Origin of the sequence: Cupriavidus sp. CuC1 (assembly GCF_044627735.1) — a bacterium.
Lineage (GTDB): Bacteria > Pseudomonadota > Gammaproteobacteria > Burkholderiales > Burkholderiaceae > Cupriavidus > Cupriavidus ulmosensis.
Genome location: NZ_JBIUHC010000015.1, coordinates 65,580 through 87,973, shown reverse-complemented (window position 1 = coordinate 87,973; position 22,394 = coordinate 65,580). Strand labels below are relative to the sequence as shown.

Sequence of the window (22,394 nt, the reverse complement as noted above, 5' to 3'; positions counted from 1 at the left end):
ACAGCCCGCCGCGTGCGGGCTGTGCACGTTCGCCGCACTGAACGCCAGCGCGGCGCTTAAAACGATAATCAGCCCCATGCGCTTTGCCATAAGGCGGTTTTCCGCTTCCGTTGCCTTTGCTGCCCTATTGCTGGCGCCATGCTTCGCGGCGGCGGCCGACGCCCCCGGCGCCGCGCAGATCGAGCGCGGCCGCTACCTGGCCAAGGTTGCCAACTGCGCGGCCTGCCACACCAGCGCCGGCGGCGCGCCCTTTGCCGGCGGCTTGCCAATGAAGACCGGCGTCGGCACCGTCTATTCGACCAACATCACGCCGGACGTGGACAGCGGCATTGGCGCTTACTCGTTCGAGGAATTCGACCGCGCGCTGCGCGAGGGCGTGGCCAGGCATGGCAAACGGCTATATCCCGCCATGCCTTACCCGTCCTACGCCAAACTCGCCGAGCCGGACGTGCAGGCGCTGTACGCCTACCTGCGCACCGAAGTGAAGGCCGTGCGGCAACACGCCGCCGAGCCCGAAATGCGCTGGCCGTTCGGCATGCGCTGGCTGCTGCGCGTCTGGAACTGGCTGTTCCTGGAGTCCGGCCCGGTTCGCACCGACGCGGGCCAGAGCGTCGAGTGGAATCGCGGCGCTTACCTGGTCCAGGCGGTGGCCCACTGCGGCGCCTGCCATACGCCGCGCGGCACGCTGATGGCCGAGAAGGGGCTGGATGAGCGCAGCCGGCACTTCCTGGCCGGCGCCAGCGTGGAGGGCTGGGCCTCCACCAACCTGCGCGGCGATCCGCGCACCGGGCTGGGCAACTGGTCGCGCGAGGACATTGCCGAATACCTGCAAACCGGCCGCAACGCGCACGCGACCTCCTTTGGACCGATGTCCGAGGTGATTGCGTCGTCCACGCAGTTCATGACACGACCGGACCTGGAGGCCGTTGCCGTGTACCTCAAGTCCGTGCCCGGCGCGCGCAGCGACGAAACGCCATATGTCTATGACGACAGCACCGCCGACACGCTCGCGCAGGGCCGTTTCGACGCCACCGGCGCGCGCCAGTACGCCGAGTTCTGCATGCCCTGCCATGGCGCCAACGGCAAGGGCTTTGCCCGCGTTTTCCCGCCGCTGGCGGGCAATCCTACCGTGGTGGATCCCGATCCGTCCTCGCTGGCCAACCTGCTGCTCGACGGCGCCGTGACCGCGCACGTGGGCACTGCGGCCACCGATTACCACATGCCCGGCTATGGCTGGACGCTGGACAACCAGGAACTGGCGAACGTGCTGACCTTTATCCGTACCGGCTGGGGCAACCAGGCCAGCCCGGTCAAGGAATCGACTGTCGCTGCCCGCCGCGCCGCGCTCGGCCGCCAGCGGGACGCCGCCGCATCCCGTTGAGCCCGCGCGCCACCCAAATCAAGCGAATCCTATTGCCATGACCATCACGCGCAGAGATTTCCTCAACGGCGCCGCACTCACCATCGCCGCGGGGCTGGCGCCTTCCCAGCTATTGCAGGCCGCCGAACGCGGCGCCGGCTACCCGCCGGCGCTGACCGGGCTGCGCGGCAACCATGCGGGCACCTACACGCTCGCGCACAGCCTGGCCCGCGAGGGCGCCAAATATCCCGCCGTGATGGCGCGCGAAGTCTTCGACCTGGTGGTGGTGGGTGGCGGGCTCAGCGGGCTGGCGGCCGCGTGGTTCTACCAGCGCCGCTTTGGCGCCGGCAAGCGCATCCTGATCCTGGACAACCACGACGATTTCGGCGGGCACGCCAAGCGCAACGAGTTCACTGTGCGCGGGCAGAAACTGGTGACATACGGCGGCAGCGCCGAGATGCCATCGACCGCGCTGGACAGCCGCGCGGTGGCCACGCTGCTGGCCGGCCTCGGTGTGGACGCGAAGCGCCATCAGGCCGCCGAGCGCGACCCGTACCGCGAGCTGGGCATGGGCCGCTCGGTGTTCTTCGACCAGGAGCATTTTGGCCGTGACCAGCTGCTTGCCGGCGATCCGTTTGCGGGCCTGATCGATGCCCGCAATGGCATGGGCGCGCAGCCTGCGGATGCCGCCGCCTTCAAGGCCTTCCTCGACCAGACACCGCTGCCGCAGCAGGACCGCGCCGCGCTGGCGCGGCTGGCCGATGGCGGCACGGATTACCTGGCCGGCACGAGCGACGGCGAGCGGCTGGCCTACCTGAAGCGCACCAGCTACGCGGCCTTCCTGCGCGAGAAGGCCGGCCTGGGACTGGACGGCCAGCGCTTGTTCCGCAGCCGCAGCAACGATGCCTATGCGCTCGACGCCGACGGCGTGTCCGTGTTCGACGCCTTGGCCATCGGCTTGCCGGCCGGCAAGAGCATGCCAGCGCCCGGCCTCAACCAGCGCCTTGGCAAGTCGCCCGCGTCCAAGCTCTGGTTTGCCGATGGCAATGCCACGCTGGCGCGGCTGCTGGTGCAGAACCTGATCCCGGGCGTGGCAAGCATCGCCAGCCCCGACGCGATCGGCGCGGCCAGCTTCGACTACAGCCGGCTCGATAGCGAGGATGCAAAGGTGAAGGTGCGGCTGAACAGCACGGCCATCGCCGTCGAACCCGACCAGCGCATCACGCGCGTGACCTACGGCTGGAAGGGCAACCTGCACAGGGTCGAAGCCGCGCACGTGGTGCTGGCCGGCTACAACATGATGATCCCGTTCATCATGCCCGGCCTGCCGGATGCGCAAAAGCAAGCGTTGCGATCCGACGTGAAGGCGCCCGTGGTCTACACCAAGGTGGCGCTGGACAACTGGCGTGCCTTCGAGGCGCTCAAGACCAGCCGCATCCACGCGCCCGCCATGGCCTACACCGACCTGTGGCTGGAGAAGCCGGCCGGCGCGCGTCCGGCCGATCCGGTGGTGCTGCATATGCTCTATGTGCCCACCGTGCCGGACAGCGGCATGCAGGCGCGCGAGCGCTTTCGCGCGGGGCGCGCCTTCTTGCTGGGAACGCCGTTCAGCGAGCTGGAGAAGGGCGTGCGCAGCCAGCTCGATCGCATGCTGGCGCCAGGCGGCTTTGCCGCCAAGGACGTCATCCGTGGCATCACGGTCAACCGCTGGGCGCACGGCTACAGCTACATGCCCAACAGCTTGTTCGAGGAAGAAGCGGCGGCGCAGGCCGTGCTGGAGCGCTCGCGCGCCCGCGCGGGCAACGTGGTGATCGCCAATAGCGACAGCGCCGGCAGCCCGTCGTTGACGTCCGCCATTGATCAGGCGTGGAGGGCGGTGGGCGAGCTGGCTGGCTGATCGACGGCCTCGCCGTCCAGGTTTTCGCAGATAAAGCGGCGCTCACGCTGGTCGTGCACGTGGCGGTCGTATAGCTGCAACAGCTCGGTGAAGGTTTCGTACGGTTCCTCGAACTAGTAACGCATGATCTTGGCGTCGTTGTTCAGGCTGTGGACGAAATGCAGGTGGCTGCGCTCCAGCGGGCGCAGGAGCGGGTTTGAGGCAGGGCGCCTCATGCCGCAATGCCAAACAGGCGGCGGCTGTTGCGGGTGCACTGCTCCGCCACTTCGCGCGTGGTCAGTCCCTTCAATTCGGCGACCGCCTGTGCGATCCAGGGGAGATTGGCGGGCTCGTTGTAGGGCCGCCGGTTCTTGTGGTTCTTAGGACCGAGATAGGGGGCATCCGTCTCCAGGTGCAGCCGCTCGAGCGGGATGGCCTGCACGGCTTCTCGCAGCGCCTGGCCGCGCTTGAGATCCGTGACCCAGCCGGTGATGCCGATGTCCAGGCCTAGCGCTACGAAGGCGGCGGCTTCATCGGCTGCGCCAGTGAAGCAGTGCACCACGCCGTGGGCGCCCGCGCGCACGGCGGGTGCCACCATGGCGTAGAAATCGTCGAAGGCGTCCCGGCAATGGAGGAACAGCGGCTTCTTCCAGCGCGCCGCGGCCTCAAGCTGTGCCTCGAAGGCATGGCGCTGGTCGGCGGGCGTCGAGAAGTTGCGGTTGTAGTCGAGCCCGCATTCCCCGATTGCCACCACGCCAGGGCTCTCCCAAAGGGCCTGGAGGGACTGCAGGACGGTTGGCAACCAATCCTTGGCGCCGTGCGGGTGGACGCCGGCCGTGGCAAAGAGGAGATGGGGATGCCGGCTGGCCAGGTCGCGAGCCTTCCGGCTCGATTCCAGCGAGGTGCCGGTGGCGAGGATGCCGACCACGCCCGCTGCGGTGGCCCTCTCAAGGATCGCGTCGGTGTGCGGGGCGATCTGGGAGGAGTGGAAGTTCACGCCAATGTCGATCAGGTGCATGTTTCTGGCTAAGGGAGTGGGGTGGCTGGCGATACACAGGCGTGCAGTCTAACCAGGACTGCGAGGCGGTTGTTTGCGCTGTTGCTCGTGAACTATGCATTGCGCAATGCAGGCACTTGAAAAACTTCGCAGTGGTCTATATCTCCCTAGAGGAAGTGGGAAGTGCGGCTGGCGCCGGTGTGCAACATTGTCACGGTGACGGCCTACCCCGAGTACCAGGCGGATATCCCGTGGTTGCCGCTGGCCGGCAAGCGGACCTGGGCATCCGGGCAGGGAAATCGGCATCCGCCCCGCCAAGAGAAGAAGTCGGCCTTTCCGGGCCTGGTAGCCTGGCTGGCAAGAAAAAAACAAATGTGTATGTAAATCCTGACGGTGCTTTCGGCCATAAATCTCGATGGGGCCATATCTGCCCTTTGCGTCACATTTGACGGGTAATTTGCCCGTTTTGTGCGTAAAGATGGGGCTATTGCCTAGCATGGAGTGGCCTGGCAACGCAAATTTAAGAGGGGCTGAAGGACCTCGGTGATGCGGTAAAACACTTTTAGCACGTGCTGCGTCGCACCAACGAAGGTAGAATATCGCCCTTTGGCCTAAACGAGCGCAGACCACCATACTGGGAGAACCCGGTAGTGGTGGCGTCAGCCATGCATCTTTCGACAGGTACCCATCCTGTGATGGGTCACAGCCAGAGGTGCGTTGGGTGTACCCTCGTACGGGCAACAGCAACAGTTAAGAAGTAATTCAGCAAGGGAGCAGCAGTTAATGGCGAGTGGCGCACAACGGACGGTGGCAGAAACAAAGACAGCATTGACCGGCAAAAAGCCTGTCGGCAGGGGTGCGGCGTCCACGACTCAAGCTGATCCCGCAACCGAAGCAACGGAGCGCAGCCAGCAACTGCGCGCACTGATCCAGCTGGGCAGGGAGCGAGGCTACCTGACGCACGCGGACATCAGCGACCATTTGCAGGGCAATTTCACGGACACCGCGGCGATGGAAAGCATCGTCAGCACGTTCGCCGAAATGGGCGTGACAATCTACGAGCAGACGCCGGATGCCGAAGCGCTGCTGCTGCGCGACAGCGCGGTCGCCGCCTCGGATGACCAGGCCGATGAAGAGGCGGAAGTCGCGCTCTCGACGGTCGACTCGGAATTCGGCCGCACCACCGATCCGGTGCGGATGTACATGCGGGAAATGAGCTCGGCAACGCTGCTGACCCGCAAGCAGGAAGTCGAGATCGCCAAGCGCATCGAGGATGGCCTGAACCGCATGGTGCACGCCATCGCTGCCTGCCCGTCCACCATTGCGACGATTCTTGAGCTGTCGGAGCGTGTCGCCCGCGACGAAACGCGTATCGATGAACTCGTCGACGGCCTGATCGAAGGCGAGGGCGAAGTCGCCGAAGCCGAAGACGACACCAGCCGCGACGAAGTCGTCGCCGAGGATGAAAGCGCCTCGGACGAGCCCGTCGACGAAGGTGCGGCTGCGCAAGCCAACGAAACCGCCAGCCTGGCCAAGCTGCGTGACGATTGCCTGACCCGCTTTGCTCGTGTCGCCAATCATTTCGAAGCCATGCGCAAGGCCTACACCGCGCACGGCGTGGAGTCGGAAGGCTTCCTCATGGCACAGCTCGCGGTTCGGGAAGAACTCAAGTCGATCCGCTTTACCGCAAAGACCATCGAGCGCCTGTGCGCCGATGTGCAGACGGTGGTGGAAGAAGTGCGCGTGGTCGAGCGCCAGATCCTGCAGCTGATGGTCGAGCGTTGCGGCATGCCCCGTGAGGAGTTCATCGAACGCTTCCCCGGCAACGAGACCAATCTCGCCTGGGGCCGCGGGATCGCCGGCGAGTCGCGTTCGTACAGCGACTCCGTCTCCCGTAGCCTGCCGGACCTCGAAGCGCATCAGCAAAAGCTGATCGACATCCACGCCCGCGTGGTGCTGCCGCTGTCGGAGCTGAAGCTGGTGAATCGCCAGATGCTGGCGGCCGAGCGGCAGATGCGCCAGGCCAAGCACGAGATGACGCAAGCCAACCTGCGCCTGGTGATCTCGATCGCCAAGAAGTACGTGAATCGCGGCATGCAGTTCCTGGACCTGATCCAGGAAGGCAACATCGGCTTGATGAAGGCAGTCGACAAGTTCGAGTACCGTCGTGGCTGGAAATTCTCCACCTATGCAACCTGGTGGGTTCGCCAGGCCGTGACGCGCGCGATCGCCGACCAGGCCCGGACGATCCGGGTGCCGGTGCACATGATCGAGACGATCAACAAGCTCAACCGGATCTCGCGCGAAATCATGCAGCGCACCGGCAAGGCAGCGGATCCCGCGGCCCTGGCCGAGCGCATGGAAATGCCGGAAGAGAAGGTCCGTTCGATCATGAAGATCGCGAAGGAACCGGTTTCGATGGAGACGCCGGTTGGCGAAGACGGCGACACGAGCCTGGGCGACATGATTGCCGACTCCGACACCGCGTCTCCCGCCGAAGCCGCGTTGCACGCAAGCCTGCGCGCCACCGTGCGCGAGATGCTCGACGACCTGACGCCGCGCGAAGCCAAGGTGCTGCGCATGCGTTTTGGCATCGACATGTCTACCGACTACACGCTGGAAGAAGTCGGCAAGCAGTTCGATGTGACCCGCGAACGGATTCGCCAGATCGAGAGCAAGGCGATGAAGAAGATGCGGCATCCCAGCCGCGCGGACCATCTGAAGGCGTTCCTGAAGGAAGGCTAAGCAGGGTTCTGGTCCTGGCGCGCAGGCCGCGCCAGGCGAAGAGAAGGCAAAGGGGGTTACGGCGAAGTAAAAAGCCGTAACCCCCTTCGTTGTTTCAGCCAGGCAAATACGTCTTCCACATGACGAGGGCGCCAAGGTTCAAGACAACGGTGCCCCAGAAAACCAGCTGGAACGGCTGCTTCCGATTCTTGTGGCGAAGCAGGCGCTGCGCGGCAAGCGCGCCCGGCCAGCCGCCGCACAGCGACAGGAAGTGCAGCCTGGCCTCGGGCGTGCGCCATGCATCGCGTTTGCCGCTGTTCTTGTCGAACGCGTAGGCAAGGAACGCAACGGCACTCATCACAAGGCTGACGAGGCCGGCATATCGTGGCAGGTATCCCCAAAGGGCGCCCCCCGCAATCGCCATCAACGCCACTGCCGCCATGAAGGCAGGCAACAGGGTCGCCCGGCTCGCCTGGCTCTGCCCCTTCGGCGCGCCCAGTATCGAGACGCTGGTAGCTTGCATGCGGCCGTCCTTGCCCTTGCCCAATTCAAACGTCACGCGGTCGCCAGGCTTGGGCTGGACGGCACGGCTGTGCAGCGCGGTGATGTGAAAGAAGATGTCTTTCAAGTCGGCATGGATGTCGATGAACCCATAGCCCTTGTCGGCATGCCAGGATTTGACGCGGCCCGCTTTTTTCATTTTTGTTTGTAGGTCTCTCGGCGGCGCACATTTTAACGCCACCCTTCTAACGCCAGCCTTCCAGCGCCACGCTTCGATGCGCAGGTCATCGCCCATGCTTTGTGCTCCAGCCCAGCCGGTGGCGCTCCTGCGTGCCCTGGTGCCACGCATCGTCCTCAGTATGTAGGTGGCTGCGTATGCGGCTGCAGGTATCAGGCGCGAAAGCGCTCAAAAAAACGCATGCCTAGCCTTGCAAATACGGGTGGGGCGATATTGAATGGATCGGGTCCGCCATGAACTGGCAATTCCCCCTCCTTGTCGAGAACGTCCGGGATCTCACGTCACTCATTCACGCTGATCTGGACCCTTGGCAATCGCACAAGCATGGCCGTCCGACGGCAGGTGCCGCGCACCCGGCCAATTTCAGGAGTGCATGATGAACCCATCTTCCCCCGAACAATTCACCGCCACACAACAGGCCAACGTCGCTGTGATGTTCGGCCTGGTGAACAAGGCCTTCGATAGCTTCGAGAGACTGGTTGAGCTGAATCTGCAAGTCATGAAGTCGACGATCGTAGAGGCGCAGGAGAACTTGCAGATGGCATTGTCCGCCAAGGGCCCGCAGGAGTGGCTCGCGCTGCAGGCCGGCCTGATGAAGCCCGTCGGCGAGAAGGTGCTCTCCTACAGCCAACGCCTGTGCGAGATCGGGGCGGCCACCCAGGCCGAGTTCACCAAGGTGAGCGAGGCGCAGTTCGAAGCGTACACGCGCCGCATGCAGGAGTTGGTCGATGATCTCGCCAGCAGCGCCCCGGCCGGCTCGGAAGGCGCAGTGGGCACCCTCACCGCGGTGATCGACGCAACCAATAAATTGTGCGAGTCGATGTACCAAACCGCGAAGCAAGCGGTCGAGGCCGCAGAGCAGAACTTCAGCACTGCGAGCCACACGGCATCCAAAACGGCTAAACAGGCCGTCGAGCACGCGTCGCGCACCGCCAAGGCTTGACCGCGAAGCAAGCCACCCGCAGCGGCTGATCTGCGCCCGTGCGATGCGGGGGAGGTGGCGCCTGCTTTCCTTGCCCAGCCTCGAACGCGTATTGGACGGTCGGCCCGGCGGGGAATTGCAGGCAAATGGCATGCATGGGCTGGCGCTGCTCTGATGTGGGACGGGAAGGGCGGGCCTCTCGCGCGCGTTGCCATCAGCCGTGCACCGGCTGGGCGGCCTCCACGCAGCGCTGTTCCGTTTCGTGGATGAGCTTGCGCAGCAGTGGATAGATCTGCGTCGCCCAGCGCCGGCCGGCGAACACGCCGTAGTGCCCGACGCCGGTCTGGACATAGTGGGATTTCAGGTTGGGCCGTAACGCGCTGCACAACTCCTGCGCCGCCTCGGTCTGCCCAACCGCGCAGATATCGTCGTTTTCCCCCTCGACCGTCAGCAGCGCCGTGTGGCGGATGGCGCGCAGGTCCACGCGCCGCCCAGCGACCGTCAAACAGCCTCGCGGCAGGGCATGCTGCTGGAACACCCGGCTCACGGTCTCGAGATAAAACTCGGCCGGCAGGTCCATCGTCGAAAAATAGTCGGTGTAGAAGGCCCGGATCGCCTCGGCCTTGGCCGTCTCGCCATCCAGCTTGTACTGGTAAGCCTGGATCAGCGAGGCAATATGCCGATCCAGGTTCATGGACAGGAAGGCGCACACCTGCACGAAGCCGGGGTAGACGCGCCGCATCGCTCCCTCGAAGCGTGCCGGCACGGTGTCGATCAGGTTGGCCTCGAACCACGCGAGCGGGGTGCGTACCGCCAGTGCATTGATGCGGGTCGGATTGATGCGCGTGTCGATCGGCCCGGCCATCAGCGTCATGCTGCGCGGTAGCGCAGGATCGCGGTCTTCGGCCATCAGCGCGACGGCGGCCAGGGTGGCCACCGCCGGCTGGCAGACCGCCACTACGTGCGTTCCTGGGCCGAGCCAGCCGAGCAAGCTGATCAATTGGGCGACGAAGTCGTCAAAGCCGAAGGACCCGCAGGACAACGGAATGTCGCGCGCGTTATGCCAGTCGGTGAGATAGACATCATGGTCTGCCAGCATTGTGGCCGTCGTGGCGCGCAGCAAACTGGCGAAATGGCCCGCCAGAGGCGCGATCAGCAGCACACGTGGTTGTCCGGGCGTAGTGTCCCGCCTAAAATGCAAAAGGGAGCAAAACGGCGTGGCGAGCACCACCTCTTCGCTCACCGCAACCCTGGCACCGCTGGCACCGCTGGCACCGTTACCTCGGACCGCGGGGATGTCAAAAGGGGGGCGCTCGTGGCGCAGGCGCACTAGCGAACTCCATTCCAGGAGCGCGCACCACTCCCGCGCGAATGCCGGCCCGGACGCAAGCATTGGCGACGCAGCGCAGGACGCGGCTGCATCGTCGGTCGCCGCCTGCAGTGGAGCTATCAGGTCGGCCAGCATCTGGTACGCCTGGTAAATCATGGGGTGACTCACAAAACGCACATCGGCAGCCACGCTGCGATACGCATGACGTTGCGTCGATATTACTAAGTCACTCCTTTATATCTCAGAGTTCGCCATGTCAAGGACAACCCTGACCATCAACAGCAGGAACTATGGCGCGTGGTCGCTGCGCGGCTGGCTGCTGGCGAAATTCAGTGGGCTGGGATTTGAGGAGATCCTGGTGCCGGTGACGGACGCGGCCAGCCGCGCGGAACTCTTGCTGCTGTCGCCCTCGACCCTTGTGCCGCGACTGGAACACGAGGGTGTCACGATCTGGGATACCCTGGCCATTGCCGAGTATCTGAACGAAGTGCGGCCGGAGGCTCGGCTTTTGCCCGAGGACCGCATTGCCCGAGCCCACTGCCGGGCGATTTGCGGCGAAATGCATTCGGGATTCAGCGCCATGCGCGCAGCCTTGCCGATGAACCTGCGCGTCCACCGCTCCGGTTTCAAGGTCTGGTCGCGCGCCCAGAGCGATATCGATCGGATCACCGCCATCTGGCGCGAATGCCTGTCGGCTTATGGCGGGCCCTATCTGTTCGGAGCGCGCACCATGGCCGATGCCATGTATGCGCCAGTTGTCACCCGGTTTCGCACCTATGAGGTCAAGCTCGATGTGGTATCGGAAGGCTATTGCCGCACGATCATGGCGTTGCCGGAGATGCTGGAATGGATGGAGGCGGCAGGGCGGGAGCCCGAAGAGATCAACGAGCTGGATATGGAGTTCTGAGCGGCCAGGATACCTGCCAGGCAAAGAAGGCCGAGAATCGCAGCACACGAGCGCAGCATGTGCGTGGAGTGCTGCGTCGAGGGACACGCCGACGTGGTCGGCGCGATCAATGTTTTAAGGGCGGGGCACGCCCAGTTTGCTTGTCGAGATACTTCGCCTGCCGTTGGGGCGTCGGCGCAGGAACCCACTGATGCGACTAGCCATCACATCGGGTTGTGCAGTAGGAATCTCCGGCCTCTTCAGGCGGGAGAAGAAGTCAAGCGCTCAGAGTTTAAACAGGCGCAGGCGCCCGGCGCGCGCCTCAATCTCCTTCGGTGCTACTTTCCAGTGTTGGCCCAGCGCCGCCCAGCCGCTGAAGACATCGACGGTGCGCTCGATCACGGCCTTGGGATTGGCCACATCGAATTTCTTGCCGAAGTCGACCAGGTCGTCCACGGTGAAATTGTCCGCCTTGCCGCCGATGGTCATCTGGTGCTGCAGCGTGTAACCAGCGCCTGCGGAGAACGTCAGGTCATAGGCGGGTGACAGGCTCCATTCGCCGGTGGGTGACATCAGGAAAGCGAAGTTCTTCACATGGTCGTCCTGGTTGCGTCCCACTACGTTGAAGATCATTCGGCGGTAGGCTTCCTCGATCGCTGTATGGGGCATCTGGAAGGCCCGGATCCAGCGGAAGTACTGGTCGTAGCTGTAGGCGCGCGGGATGTTGTAGTCGATGTGCGTGAGACCGGCCAGGCTGTGCATATGCACTCGGCCACCGCCTTCGCTGCGATCGAATCGCTTGGTCAGGAAGTGGAAGCGGCCGTTATCCTCTTCGATGAAGTCGACCGGCGCCATGTCGATGTCGAGTTCCTTCGTCAGGAGAGCGTAGGTGTACTCAACTCGATTGAAAGGCTGGGCGTGATGGTCATTCGGGTTGGCCGACTCGACGCCGCCGAACTTGATCAGCCAGCTTTCCTCGCCCTTGCGCGGTTTGACGAACGCGGAACGGATCTGCTTATCCCGACGGTTCCAAAGAATCAGCGCCTTGGCCCGCGCGCCGCCGGCGCTTGCACCAATCCGCATCAGTTCCTGGATCGCGCCATCCTGTTCCCCGGCCACGAGCTTGCGCGCGGCCTCCACGAGCGTGCCAACCTCAAGGGCTTCGCTCTCACCAGCCGTCGCCCGCCGGTCGATCCTTGGCCGGAACTCGAGCGCCCCCATTGCGCGGTCGCCGATATAGAGCAGGCGCTGCACGGGGCTCATCGCCTTGTCAGGCTCGCCTCGGTCCTCGAAATACTTCTTGATGATCAGGTTGCCGAAGGTGTCCGGCAGCGCGTCCGCCAGGGCGCCGGGCAGACCCAGAAACGCGTCGACCCGCCGCAGTTCGGGAAACTCGAACGTGCCTGACTGGGATGGCAGGAACTCAGGGGAAATGCTCGGTCCCCCGGTGCCCAGGTACTCCGGGTCATAGTTGAAGCCAATCCGGCCGTTATCGAACTCAGTGACGGCACCGACGGTCTGGCCGTGCATGAGGACATGGGCGCTCGCGAGAACGCCTTGTGCCGGACGGGCACGCTGCGGCGAGCGCGACTTCCTTTGCGTCACCAAACTATCGCTCCTTGGGTTTATAGGCGCGCTTGCGGACTTCGCCTCGCGCAGACAGCGCTTCGCTTGATGGCAAGGTATCCGGGAAGGCCGCATCTAGGCTGCCGATCATGCTCAGCGCTCGCATCACCTTCACCAGCGTGGATACGCGGACATCCCGTCCGGCCTCTAGATCGCCTAGAGCGGTCCGGCCGATCCCGGCGCGCTTCGCCAGGTCTTCGATCGTGAAGTTGCGTTCTAGGCGCTTGGAGCGCAGTCGCGCACCGATTTCAGCAGCGATTTCATCACCTGTCGATGTGCTTCGGATAGCAGGCATAACGTAGGTTGCTCGGCAAGTACGTCCGGAAAGGCGGATATACCGTATGGTCCGGTATCTATGTCGGTATGTCAATATAGACGTTGATATACACGCTATAGCAGGCGTATTATGCTATTATATAACATAACTACCGGAAAGGAAGGCGTAACGATGCCATAATGACAGTATGGCGTGGGTCAGCTGAGTTTCTGCGCGGTTGTTCTGTTCAAGGAACAGCGGGCAGAAGCCTGAACCGGCGCTTCGCCGGCTGATTCAAATCCTGTCGAAAAGCCCACCCGATGGCGGGCTACGATTTACTGGGTCGCGAAGCAGTGAATCCTTCGGCCTTGGCGCAAATTGTCCTGACCGCGCCACCAAACGCTCATTGTTTCTCGGGCAACTGTTCGTCGCACCACGGACATTGCGGAAGTACCCGTTCTTCGGCTGGTTGCCTACGTCACGCCACGTTCGCAGAATTAGTGGTCGCCATTCGCAGAATTAACGATCCTCGACAACCGCACTCGAAGATGGGCCCGGGCGTCTCCCTCCGCTTACGTTAGCTCCTCGATCAGCGCGTGGGCCTGTTGCAAGTCAGCGGTGTCGAAGCCTTCCGTGAAGGCGCCATAGATATCGGCCAGCCTCTGTCGGGCTGTCTCCGTCTTGCCCTGTCGTTGCCATCGCCGAGCCAGGCTCAGCGCCGCGCGCAGCTCCAGCGACTTGGCGCCCTGGTGGCGGGCTACCGCGATCGCCTTGTGAAAACACGCTTCAGCGTCTTCGTGGCCCGTGGATGCGTGGGTCTGGACGCTCGACGGATGGAGCAGCAGTTCTCCCTTGAGCCGATGCAACTCCGCTTCGTAGCAACGTTCTCCTGTTTTGTCCACCATCGCCAGCGCCTCGGCCAGCACGATCAGTCCCGCCTTGGCTTGCCCCGCGTTCCCATAGGATTCGGCCAGCAGCGCCAGAAAATACGACCGTGCCCGCTCAGCCCCCGTGGCCTCGTAGGCGGTCAGGCCTTGGCGTATCTGGGCGATTCCCTCCTCGCTGCTTCCCTGCTCGGCCAGCGCCCAGCCCCGAAGGATGGTTCCCCAAGCCAACCAGAACGGAAACCCTTGCTCGGTCGAGAGCGTGATAACGGCCTCGGCGCATGCTTGGGTTAGTTGCGCCTCCCGTCGAAGCTGATGGAGCTCGGCGGCAAACACCAGGGCGTGCGCCAGGCTATGGGGGTGAGACACCTCCTGGGCCAGGGTAAGCGCCTCCTGGCTTCGCTTGCGGGCCTGATCCGAATAGCCCAGATACCACAGGATCCAGGCCAAAAACGTAAGCCCACGTATGCCCGGGTCCAGCCCATACAGATAAGCATGGGCGTGATGCTGCTCCCGATCATAGAGGGCCAGCACCTGCTCCAGGTGGGCACGGGCGACTCTGAACTCGCCCAGAAAGAACAACGTCGTCCCCAATAAATTATGAGCCTCCACGAGGAACTCCGGGTCTTGCGCGTCCTGAGCCAAGCTGAGCAGCCGCTCACCCAGCTCATGTGCCGTTTCGTACTGCGCACGCAATTGATAAAACATCCGCAGTCCCAACAGCACTGAGAAGCGCTGCGGCGTCTCCCCAACCTGCTCGCACAATGCCAGCGCGCGGGTATAGGTCACCTCCACCTCCGGGGCGGCATAACCTCTGGCGGCCATCCAGGCCGGACCGAGGGTAAGCTGCAATGTGAGTTCCTGGCCAGCGCGTTCTGGTGTGTCGGGCAGGTGCTTGAGCAGCTCCAGGGCCGCGCCGAGGTGCCGGATCGCTTCGAGATTGGCGGAGCGCTGGAGGGCCTGTTGCCCCGCACAGCGCAGGTACTCCACCGCTTTCGGGATGTTGCCGCTGAGGCTGTAGTGGTGTGCCAGCTCGCCGCAGTGGTCCTTCAGCCTAGTGTGGAAGAGCGCCTCGATGGCCTGCGCCGTGCGTTCATGCAGCACGCTGCGTTGTTCCGTGAGCAGGGAGTTGCCGGCGACTTCTTGGGTGAGGGCATGCTTGAATGTATATTCCACCTCCGGGAATGCTGGCCGCTCGTAAATGAACTCTGCGGCCTGCAGGCCGGACAGAAGACGGCGCAGGTCGTCCTCAGGCTGCGCGACGACCTGCTGGATCAGGCCCAAAGGAAACTCCTTGCCGATCACGGCAAGGCTCTGCAGCAGCTCCTTCTGCGCGATGGGGAGCCGATCCATGCGGGCGGCAAGTACGCCGTGTACGGTGGTCGGGATATGCAGCGCAGGCGGGGTCTTCTCGATCCGGTAATGTCCGGGCTCGCCGAGCAGTGCTTTCTCCTCGGCCAGGGTTTGAACCACCTCCTCCATGAAAAAGGGGTTGCCCTCCGTCTTCTTGAGGATGAGCAGTTTGAGGGACATGAGTCCGGGATCATTGCCCAGCAGAGCAGTGAGTAATCCTTGGGCTTCGACCTGGCCCAAGGGATCCAGCCGCAGTTGGGTGTAGTCGTTTCGGTGGCCCCAGCCAGGCTGATATTCGGGCCGGTAGTTCACTAGGAGGAGAATCCGCCCGCTCGCCACGCGGTCGATGAGAAACGCGAGGAAAGCCTCGGTCTCGCTGTCGAGCCATTGCAGGTCCTCGAACAGGAGTTCGACGGGCTGCTTGAGGCTCTCGCGCACCAGCAGTCGCTTGATTGCCTCGAAAGTGCGTTGGCGCCGGATCTGGGGGTCCATGTGCGGCAATGCCGAACTCGGCGCGCTGATCCCCAGCAGATAGAGCAGGTAGGGCAACAAGTCTTCCAGACTGCGCTCCAGGGTCAGCACCTGGCCGGTGATTTTCTCGCGGCACCCTCGCTCATCGTCCTGGGCGGTGATCTGAAAATAGTTCTTCAAGAGCTCGATCAACGGCAAATAGGCAAAGGCTTTGCCGTGCGAAACCGAGAAGGTCTCCAGCACCAGACAGCCTCGCTGTGAGTGCGCCTTGAACTCATGGAAGAGCCGCGACTTCCCGACCCCGGCGTCGCCCACCACCCCGACGATTTGCCCGTGCCCCGCCTTGGCTTGTTCCAACGCCCCGCGCAATTGCTCTAGTTCGGCCTCCCGGCCCACAAACCGTGCCAAGCCGCGGCGCTCTGCCACTTGCAAGCGCGTGCGCGACGCCCCGAGGCCGAGGAGCTCATAGACGGCGAGCGGCGCGGGAATTCCCTTGACCTGGGTGGCCCCCAGGGCCTTGAACTCGAAATACCCCTCGGCCAGCTTATGGGTGGATTCGCTCATGAGGACGGAGCCGGGCGTGGCCATCGATTCCATCCGGGAGGCGATGTGGATCGTGTGCCCCACCGGGTCGTAGTCCGTGCGCAGGTCGTCCTTGCGGATCGAGCGCACCACCACCTCTCCGGTGTGGATTCCTACCCGGATCTGAAGCGGTATGCCTTGCTCCAGACGGATCCGGCCACCGTGGCGGCGCATCGCGTCCTGCATGCGCAGCGCCGCATACAACGCCCGCTGGGGATGGTCCTCGTGGGCAATGGGGGCACCGAACAAGGCCAGTATCCCGTCGCCCAGGGACTTGGCCACGTAGCCCTCATAGTGGTGCACGGCCTCCATCATCAGGGCGATGACGGGGTCGATCAGGCGGCGGGCCTCTTCCGGGTCCAGGTCGTGGATCAACGCCGTGGAGCCGGCCATGTCGGCGAACAGGGCCGTGATGGTCTTGCGCTCGCCGGCCGTTGCGCCCCTGGCTTCCAGGGCCGCCTGCTCGGCCAGGATGCGCTCGGCCAAGTAGGCAGGGGTGTAGTGAATGGGCGCGGGAACGGCGGGATGGGGGAGGGCGGACGACGTTTGGGATGACTCGTTCAGGGGCGAGCCGCATTCGCTGCAGAACTTGGCGGTGGGACTCAGTTCGTAGCCACAATTCGGGCAGATCCGTGCAAGCTTGGTCCCGCACGCCTCGCAGAATCTGGCTCTCATGGCACTCTCGAACCCGCAATTTGCACAGCGCATATAGCCTCTCGACTTCCTCGGCCTGCTTCTGAGCAATTAGACGCCTTATCGATTTCCGCATCAAGATCGGCGGCTTGCCGTGCACCCCGGTCCGAGCTCGGCCATCATTTTGACCACATCGCGGTACCACTGCTTATGGCGACAGTACCAGCGCACACACAGAATAGTGCTCTCGTTCTCCCTGCCGGCCGGATTCGACAAGGATGAACAGCGTGCGATCATTCAGAATTTCAATCTCGCCTTGCTGCTTGTGACCATGGCCATCTGAATGCGTCCTCGGGGCATGACCTGGCCGCTTTATCTTCGATACAGGCCGATCAGGTGGATCGAAAGATAGTCTTGAAAAAGGCCTTCGTCGCGAAGGCGATCAAGAGTCAAGGGCTCGCTCCGAAAACCATCACACTGGACGGTTAAGCGGCGTCTCATCGCGCGTGACGTTGCTGCCCGAGGACACGATGTTGCGATCATCGAAGTGCTTGAACAACTTGATCGAGCAGGATCATCGCAACATCAAGTCCAGGGTCAATGCGATGCTCGGTTGCAAACGCTTCAGGAATGCAGCCGTTACGATCTCCGGCATCGAGTTGATGCATCGCATTCGCAAAGGTCAATTCAACTTCACAGAGTTGCGCCTCAAAGATTCCACTGCGCCTGCTGTTAGGGAGGCCGTCCTTTCAGCACGACGATGTAACGGTGAAGACGCCGTTCTTCGCACGAGCCCGTAATTTGCAGCAGAGCCCTCCGCGCCAGGCATTATTTTTGGTTCGCCAAACAGCATTGCGACGATCCGGCGAGTCCAGCGTAATGCACCACATTGCTGTCGCCAAAATAAATGCCTTGGTGGCTGTAGCCATGCCGCGGGGTGACAGATGGGCGCCGAGCGGTGGTTCTGTGCCGACACCGGGATGCCACACCAAGTCGCGGCCCAGGCCGAGGGCCTGAATATGCTCTCGAGGCGGCGACGCGCCACGCCGGCGACACAGCAAGATTCATACAGCAAGCTCGACGGCCCTCTCCTGTAGCTGCCGTTGGTACATTCACCGTGCCCTTGCCCCGCATGAGGTGCCGATGGCACGACGGCCGCCTCAGATTGTGGTTGTGGCCTCCCGCGATGAAATATAGTATGTGATATATCAATACGAACCAGCGGGAGACAGCAATATGAAAGTGTGCATCTATGGTGCCGGCGCCATCGGCGGGTATATCGGCGCACAACTGGCGCGCGCGGGGGCCGAGGTGAGCTTCGTGGCGCGGGGTCCACACCTGGCGGCCATGCAGGCCAACGGTGTCACGCTGCAGATCGACGGTGAGCAGCGAGTGGCGAAGGTCAACTGCACCAGCGATCCAGGCGAACTGGGGCCACAGGATTACGTCTTCATCACGCTGAAGGCACATTCGGTGCCGGGGGTGGTGGATCTGATGCAGCCTCTGCTGGGGCCGGATACGGCGGTGGTAACTGGCGTCAACGGCATTCCCTACTGGTACTTCTATCAACACGGGGGCCAGTACGCCAGCACCACGCTGCAAAGCGTTGACCCGGGTGGCCGCCAGTGGCGGGGCCTGGGGCCGGAGCGGGCGATCGGCTGCGTGCTCTATCCGGCTGCGGAAATCGTCGCGCCCGGCGTCATCCGCCACGTCTACGGCAAGAAATTCCCGCTCGGGGAGCCGGACGGCTCGAAGTCCGAGCGGGTGCGGCGCCTGAGCGAGATGATGGTGGCCGCCGACCTCGATGCACCCATCCGAGACAGTATCCGCGACGAGATCTGGCTCAAGCTTTGGGGCAATCTGTGCTTCAACCCGATCAGCGCGCTCACCCATGCGACCCTGGATGTGATTACCTCGGACCCCGGCACGCGAGCGCTTTCGCGCGAGATGATGCTGGAAGCCAAGCAGATTGCAGAACGCTTTGGCGTGCACTTCCGTGTCGACGTGGAGCGGCGTATCGACGGCGCAGGGGCTGTAGGGGCACACAAGACCTCGATGCTGCAGGACCTGGAAGGGGGGCGGGCCATGGAGATCGATCCGCTCCTGACGGTGGTGCAGGAAATGGGCCATCTGGTCGGGCAGCGCACGCCGATGATCGACGCGGTGCTTGCCCTGATCAAGCAGCGCGAGCGGATGGCGCAGGCGGCCTAGCAAGCGGGAGCCAAGCGAGCTGCCGGATGCCGTTGTGCCGGCCGCGAGTGAGTGACTCATGCGGCGCGGTGGCTGCCGCGACATCACCCCGACGGCACGGAGGGCCGCGTCGTCGGGCCGACATTGCAGTCGTTGTGATATTCCCATGTTGAAACTCGCCCATGCCCCGACTTCGTGATTCATGACAAAGGCGGATTGCGCTGTGCTTTGCGCTGATGAGGCGTTGTTCTTGGGTAAGTTGTGCGGGCTCGTCGGGGGCAGTCATTCCGATTGCCACGGCCCCGGTCCGAAACAAGTTCATTCATGTCTGCGCAAAGCCAAATCGAGGTTCAACCCGCTGCCCTGACCCTGTCGCTGCAGCCCATCAATGCCGGGGCTAGCTTGCGTGACCGGGCCTACGCGATGCTGCGGCAGGCCATTGCCGACGCCGACATCTACCAGTCACACGAGGAGATCCGGCTCGACGAACGGGTCCTCAGCGAGGCACTGGGCGTGAGCCGCACGCCGATTCGAGAAGCCATGACGCTGCTGGAGCAGGCGGGCTTCCTGCGTACCGTGCCGCGGCGCGGCATCTACATTGTGCGCAAGACCAAGCGCGAAATCATCGAGATGATCCAGGTGTGGGCGGCGCTCGAGAGCATGGCGGCCCGCCTGGCCACGCTGCGCGCCACCGACGACGAGATCGCCTGGCTTCGGCATATGTTCGACCGTTTCCGCGATGCCACCCCGGCCGAGCATATCGAGGAATACTCGGACGCCAATATAGTCTTCCATCAGGCGATCGTGCAGTTGTCGAAGTCCCAAGCCATCATGGACGCGATCAAGAACATCTTCATCCACGTGCGCGCGATCCGGAAGATGACCCTCTCGCAGAGCGAACGCGGAGTGCGCTCGATCATGGACCACCTGCGCATCATCGAGGCGCTGGAAAAGCGCGATACCGAGCTGGCCGAGAAACTGGTACGGCAGCACTCGCTCAACCTGGCGGAATACGTCGAGAAGCACGCCGATTTCCTGTAATGAGCTGGGCGGGCTGAAGCAGAAGCGGCAGACCTGTCCGCCGCTTCTGCTTACTTAGCGATGGCTTTCTTGCCGCTCGCGCGGGCGTCGTTCAGGGACCGGGCCGCATCTTCCTCGGCCGAGTCGCCGATCTTGCCGAGCATGAAGATGCCCCTTGGTGCCGTGGTCGGCCTGGAACACCTTCAGGCGATCGATGAAATTCGTGCCACTGACCGGATCGCCGCCGATGCAGGTGCAGGTGCAGGTCCGCAGGTCCCCTTGTCCTGATCCGTGAATGTTCACAGTCTCCTCGCTTTTGGTGCTGCCGGGCGCAGCCGAGCCGCGAAACCGGATAACCCGGACGATTTGTGAAATGTTGTATGTAATATATATAAAGCGGATAAAGTGATTTTAAAAACGCTTCTTTGGTTACCTGAAATCTTGTGCGGAACTGGAATGAATCGGTCAAATTCAGTGATTTCGCTCAGTTAACGGCACAAAACAGCTATCTGCTGCACCGCATCGTGAATTTTTAGATCAAAGATGCAAATTTTTCTTGTGGCCTTTTGATATATCACATACTGTATGTCAACAAGGCGGTCAGCAGATGATCGAAGCCACGAGACCGGCAGCAATTGCCAGTAGGCGAACAAAGGGCGAAAGGGCATCGAGATACCAGTAACGCTGGTTCACCCCAGTCGCAAAAGTCAACGAGGAGACCAAAACATGTCTGCAGTCGTATCCACGGGGCCCGAGACCACCACGGCCGAAGACACTCTCAAGCAGAAGACGCGCGATGCCGGCGTCGTTTCCGGCGGCCACCTGGTGGCGCGCGCGCTCAAGAACGAGGGGGTGGACACCATCTTCACCCTGTGCGGCGGCCACATCATCGATATCTATGATGGCTGCGTGGACGAAGGCATCCGCATCATCGACGTGCGCCACGAGCAGATCGCCGCGCATGCGGCCGACGGCTATGCACGCCAGACCGGCAAGCTCGGCTGCGTGGTGACCACGGCCGGCCCCGGCTGCACCAATGCCGTCACCGGGGTGGCCACCGCCTTCCGTTCGGAAAGCCCGATCATCCATATTGGCGGGCAGGGCGCTTTGTCCCAGCACAAAATGGGCTCGCTGCAGGACCTGCCGCACGTCGACATGATGTCGCCCATCACCAAGTTCGCGGCCACCATTCCGAGCACGGAGCGGGTGGCCGACATGATTTCGATGGCCGCGCGCGAATGTTTCAATGGCGCGCCCGGCCCGGCCTACCTGGAGATCCCGCGCGACGTGCTCGACCGCGAAGTCGACCTCGCGCGGGCGGTGATTCCGCGCCCGGGCCACTATCGTGCTTCCACCAGGTCGATCGGCGACCCGCGGGACATCGAGCGCCTGGCCGACATGCTGGTCAATTCGGAGCGGCCGGCCATCCTGTACGGCCAGCAGGTCTGGACCGCGCGCGGCCATGAGGAAGCGGTCGCGCTGCTGCGCGGGCTCGACATCCCCGGCTACTTCAACGGCGCCAGCCGCGGCCTGCTGCCGCCGGGCGACCCGCATCACTTCGATCGCACCCGTTCGCAAGCATTCGCCAAAGCCGACCTGATCATTATCGTCGGCACGCCCTTCGACTTCCGGATGGGCTATGGCAAACGCATCAGCAAGGATCTCAAGCTGGTGCAGATCGATATGGATTACCGCACGGTCGGCAAGAACCGCGACATCGACCTGGGCCTGGTCGGCGATCCGGGCGCGATCCTGGGCGCGGTGCTGCAGGCCGCCAGCGGCCGCATCAAGCACGACAAGCGCCAGGTTCGCCAGGCCTGGATGCGCGATCTGGCCACAGCCGAAGAAGTGGCAACGGCCAAGCTGATGCCACTGTTCAAGTCCGACAGCACGCCAATTCACCCGTACCGGGTCGCTTATGAGATCAACGAATTCCTCGCCGACGACACCATCTATATCGGCGACGGCGGCGACGTGGTGACGATCTCGGCGCAGGCAGTGCGACCGCGTCGTCCGGGCCAATGGATGGACCCGGGAGCGCTGGGTTCGCTCGGCGTCGGTACCGGTTTTGCGATCGCGGCCGGGCTCGCCAATCCCGAAAAGGAAGTGTTGTGCTACTACGGCGACGGCGCTTTCAGCATGACGGCGTTTGACATGGAGTCCGCCAACCGTTTCAACGTCCCGTACATCGCGGTCATCGGCAACAACTCGGCAATGAACCAGATTCGCTACGGCCAGCTTGCCAAGTACGGTGACGAACGCGGCAACGTCGGCAACCTGCTCAGCGACGTGCCGTTCGGCAAGTTCGCCGAGATGCTTGGCGGCTATGGCGAGGAAGTCCGCGACCCGGCGAAGATCGCCGGCGCACTGCAGCGCGCCCGCGAGTCGGTGCAAAAGACGCGCAAGAGCGCGGTCATCAACATCTGGGTCGATCCCTCGGTCTACGCGCCGGGGACGATGGCACAGACCATGTACAAGTAAGGCGTGGTGCCCGGAACGGGGCGCAGCGAACATTTCTGCATCAGCGCATAACCAACGATAGCTA

The 22,394-nt window shown here is 63.2% G+C and carries 15 protein-coding genes and 2 pseudogenes; 10 read left to right on the top strand and 7 right to left on the bottom strand.

Annotation, left to right across the window (positions count from 1 at the left end):
• Positions 1 to 76: 76 nt before the first annotated feature.
• Positions 77 to 1,381, top strand: coding sequence for a c-type cytochrome (locus ACGLHR_RS09385; protein ID WP_400093406.1), 1,305 nt, complete (start codon positions 77 to 79; stop codon positions 1,379 to 1,381).
• Between the two features lie 37 nt (positions 1,382 to 1,418).
• Positions 1,419 to 3,257 carry an NAD(P)-binding protein gene (locus ACGLHR_RS09380; RefSeq protein WP_400093404.1) on the top strand — a complete coding sequence of 613 codons (1,839 nt, stop codon included), beginning with the start codon at positions 1,419 to 1,421 and terminating at the stop codon, positions 3,255 to 3,257.
• 2 nt (positions 3,258 to 3,259) lie between these two features.
• On the opposite strand, the pseudogene ACGLHR_RS09375 reads toward ACGLHR_RS09380, so the two are convergent.
• Together ACGLHR_RS09375 and ACGLHR_RS09370 are read right to left on the bottom strand one after the other, a co-directional pair.
• Positions 3,260 to 3,472 (bottom strand): annotated as a pseudogene (locus ACGLHR_RS09375) (hypothetical protein); the annotation flags it as partial.
• Positions 3,469 to 4,254 carry a TatD family hydrolase gene (locus ACGLHR_RS09370; protein WP_400093403.1) on the bottom strand — a complete coding sequence of 262 codons (786 nt, stop codon included), beginning with the start codon at positions 4,252 to 4,254 and terminating at the stop codon, positions 3,469 to 3,471. The pseudogene ACGLHR_RS09375 and the gene ACGLHR_RS09370, both read right to left, overlap by 4 nt.
• Positions 4,255 to 5,016: 762 nt before the next feature.
• On the opposite strand from ACGLHR_RS09370, the gene rpoD reads away from it, so the two are divergent.
• Positions 5,017 to 6,978 (top strand): RNA polymerase sigma factor RpoD, encoded by a 1,962-nt coding sequence (rpoD, locus tag ACGLHR_RS09365; protein WP_318236123.1) that lies wholly within the window; start codon positions 5,017 to 5,019, stop codon positions 6,976 to 6,978.
• 94 nt (positions 6,979 to 7,072) lie between these two features.
• On the opposite strand, the gene ACGLHR_RS09360 is transcribed toward rpoD, so the two are convergent.
• Entirely contained in the window at positions 7,073 to 7,753 is a 681-nt protein-coding gene (locus ACGLHR_RS09360) for a DUF1294 domain-containing protein (RefSeq protein WP_400093401.1), read from the bottom strand.
• A 319-nt stretch (positions 7,754 to 8,072) separates the two neighbouring features.
• Here ACGLHR_RS09360 and ACGLHR_RS09355 point away from each other — a divergent pair, with 319 nt between their 5' ends.
• Positions 8,073 to 8,639, top strand: a complete 567-nt coding sequence (locus ACGLHR_RS09355; RefSeq protein ID WP_400093428.1) for a phasin family protein — start codon at positions 8,073 to 8,075, stop codon at positions 8,637 to 8,639.
• A gap of 193 nt (positions 8,640 to 8,832) precedes the next feature.
• Here ACGLHR_RS09355 and phaZ read toward each other — a convergent pair whose 3' ends face one another.
• Positions 8,833 to 10,104, bottom strand: a complete 1,272-nt coding sequence (phaZ, locus tag ACGLHR_RS09350; RefSeq protein WP_400093399.1) for a polyhydroxyalkanoate depolymerase — start codon at positions 10,102 to 10,104, stop codon at positions 8,833 to 8,835.
• Positions 10,105 to 10,201: 97 nt separating this feature from the next.
• On the opposite strand from phaZ, the gene ACGLHR_RS09345 reads away from it, so the two are divergent.
• The gene (locus ACGLHR_RS09345; RefSeq protein WP_400093398.1) at positions 10,202 to 10,855 is read left to right on the top strand and encodes a glutathione S-transferase family protein; all 654 of its coding nucleotides are present in this window, start codon (positions 10,202 to 10,204) and stop codon (positions 10,853 to 10,855) included.
• Between the two features lie 264 nt (positions 10,856 to 11,119).
• Here ACGLHR_RS09345 and ACGLHR_RS09340 read toward each other — a convergent pair whose 3' ends face one another.
• The 3 genes from ACGLHR_RS09340 to ACGLHR_RS09330 form a co-directional block, all read right to left on the bottom strand.
• The gene (locus ACGLHR_RS09340) at positions 11,120 to 12,439 is read right to left on the bottom strand and encodes a type II toxin-antitoxin system HipA family toxin (RefSeq protein WP_400093396.1); all 1,320 of its coding nucleotides are present in this window, start codon (positions 12,437 to 12,439) and stop codon (positions 11,120 to 11,122) included.
• Positions 12,440 to 12,443: 4 nt separating this feature from the next.
• Positions 12,444 to 12,755, bottom strand: a complete 312-nt coding sequence (locus ACGLHR_RS09335) for a helix-turn-helix transcriptional regulator (RefSeq protein WP_318236126.1) — start codon at positions 12,753 to 12,755, stop codon at positions 12,444 to 12,446.
• A gap of 533 nt (positions 12,756 to 13,288) precedes the next feature.
• Positions 13,289 to 16,714 (bottom strand): adenylate/guanylate cyclase domain-containing protein, encoded by a 3,426-nt coding sequence (locus ACGLHR_RS09330; RefSeq protein ID WP_400093394.1) that lies wholly within the window; start codon positions 16,712 to 16,714, stop codon positions 13,289 to 13,291.
• 470 nt (positions 16,715 to 17,184) lie between these two features.
• On the opposite strand from ACGLHR_RS09330, the pseudogene ACGLHR_RS09325 reads away from it, so the two are divergent.
• From ACGLHR_RS09325 to ACGLHR_RS09305, 5 genes and pseudogenes are all read left to right on the top strand, one after another.
• A pseudogene (locus ACGLHR_RS09325) lies at positions 17,185 to 17,439 on the top strand (DDE-type integrase/transposase/recombinase); the annotation flags it as partial.
• A gap of 436 nt (positions 17,440 to 17,875) precedes the next feature.
• Positions 17,876 to 18,850 (top strand): 2-dehydropantoate 2-reductase, encoded by a 975-nt coding sequence (locus ACGLHR_RS09320; RefSeq protein WP_400093392.1) that lies wholly within the window; start codon positions 17,876 to 17,878, stop codon positions 18,848 to 18,850.
• 303 nt (positions 18,851 to 19,153) lie between these two features.
• Positions 19,154 to 19,870: a GntR family transcriptional regulator gene (locus ACGLHR_RS09315; protein WP_400093390.1), complete on the top strand. Its 717-nt coding sequence runs from the start codon at positions 19,154 to 19,156 to the stop codon at positions 19,868 to 19,870.
• 141 nt (positions 19,871 to 20,011) lie between these two features.
• The gene (locus ACGLHR_RS09310; RefSeq protein WP_400093388.1) at positions 20,012 to 20,137 is read left to right on the top strand and encodes a hypothetical protein; all 126 of its coding nucleotides are present in this window, start codon (positions 20,012 to 20,014) and stop codon (positions 20,135 to 20,137) included.
• 438 nt (positions 20,138 to 20,575) lie between these two features.
• The gene (locus tag ACGLHR_RS09305; protein WP_400093386.1) at positions 20,576 to 22,330 is read left to right on the top strand and encodes a thiamine pyrophosphate-binding protein; all 1,755 of its coding nucleotides are present in this window, start codon (positions 20,576 to 20,578) and stop codon (positions 22,328 to 22,330) included.
• Positions 22,331 to 22,394 lie beyond the last annotated feature (64 nt).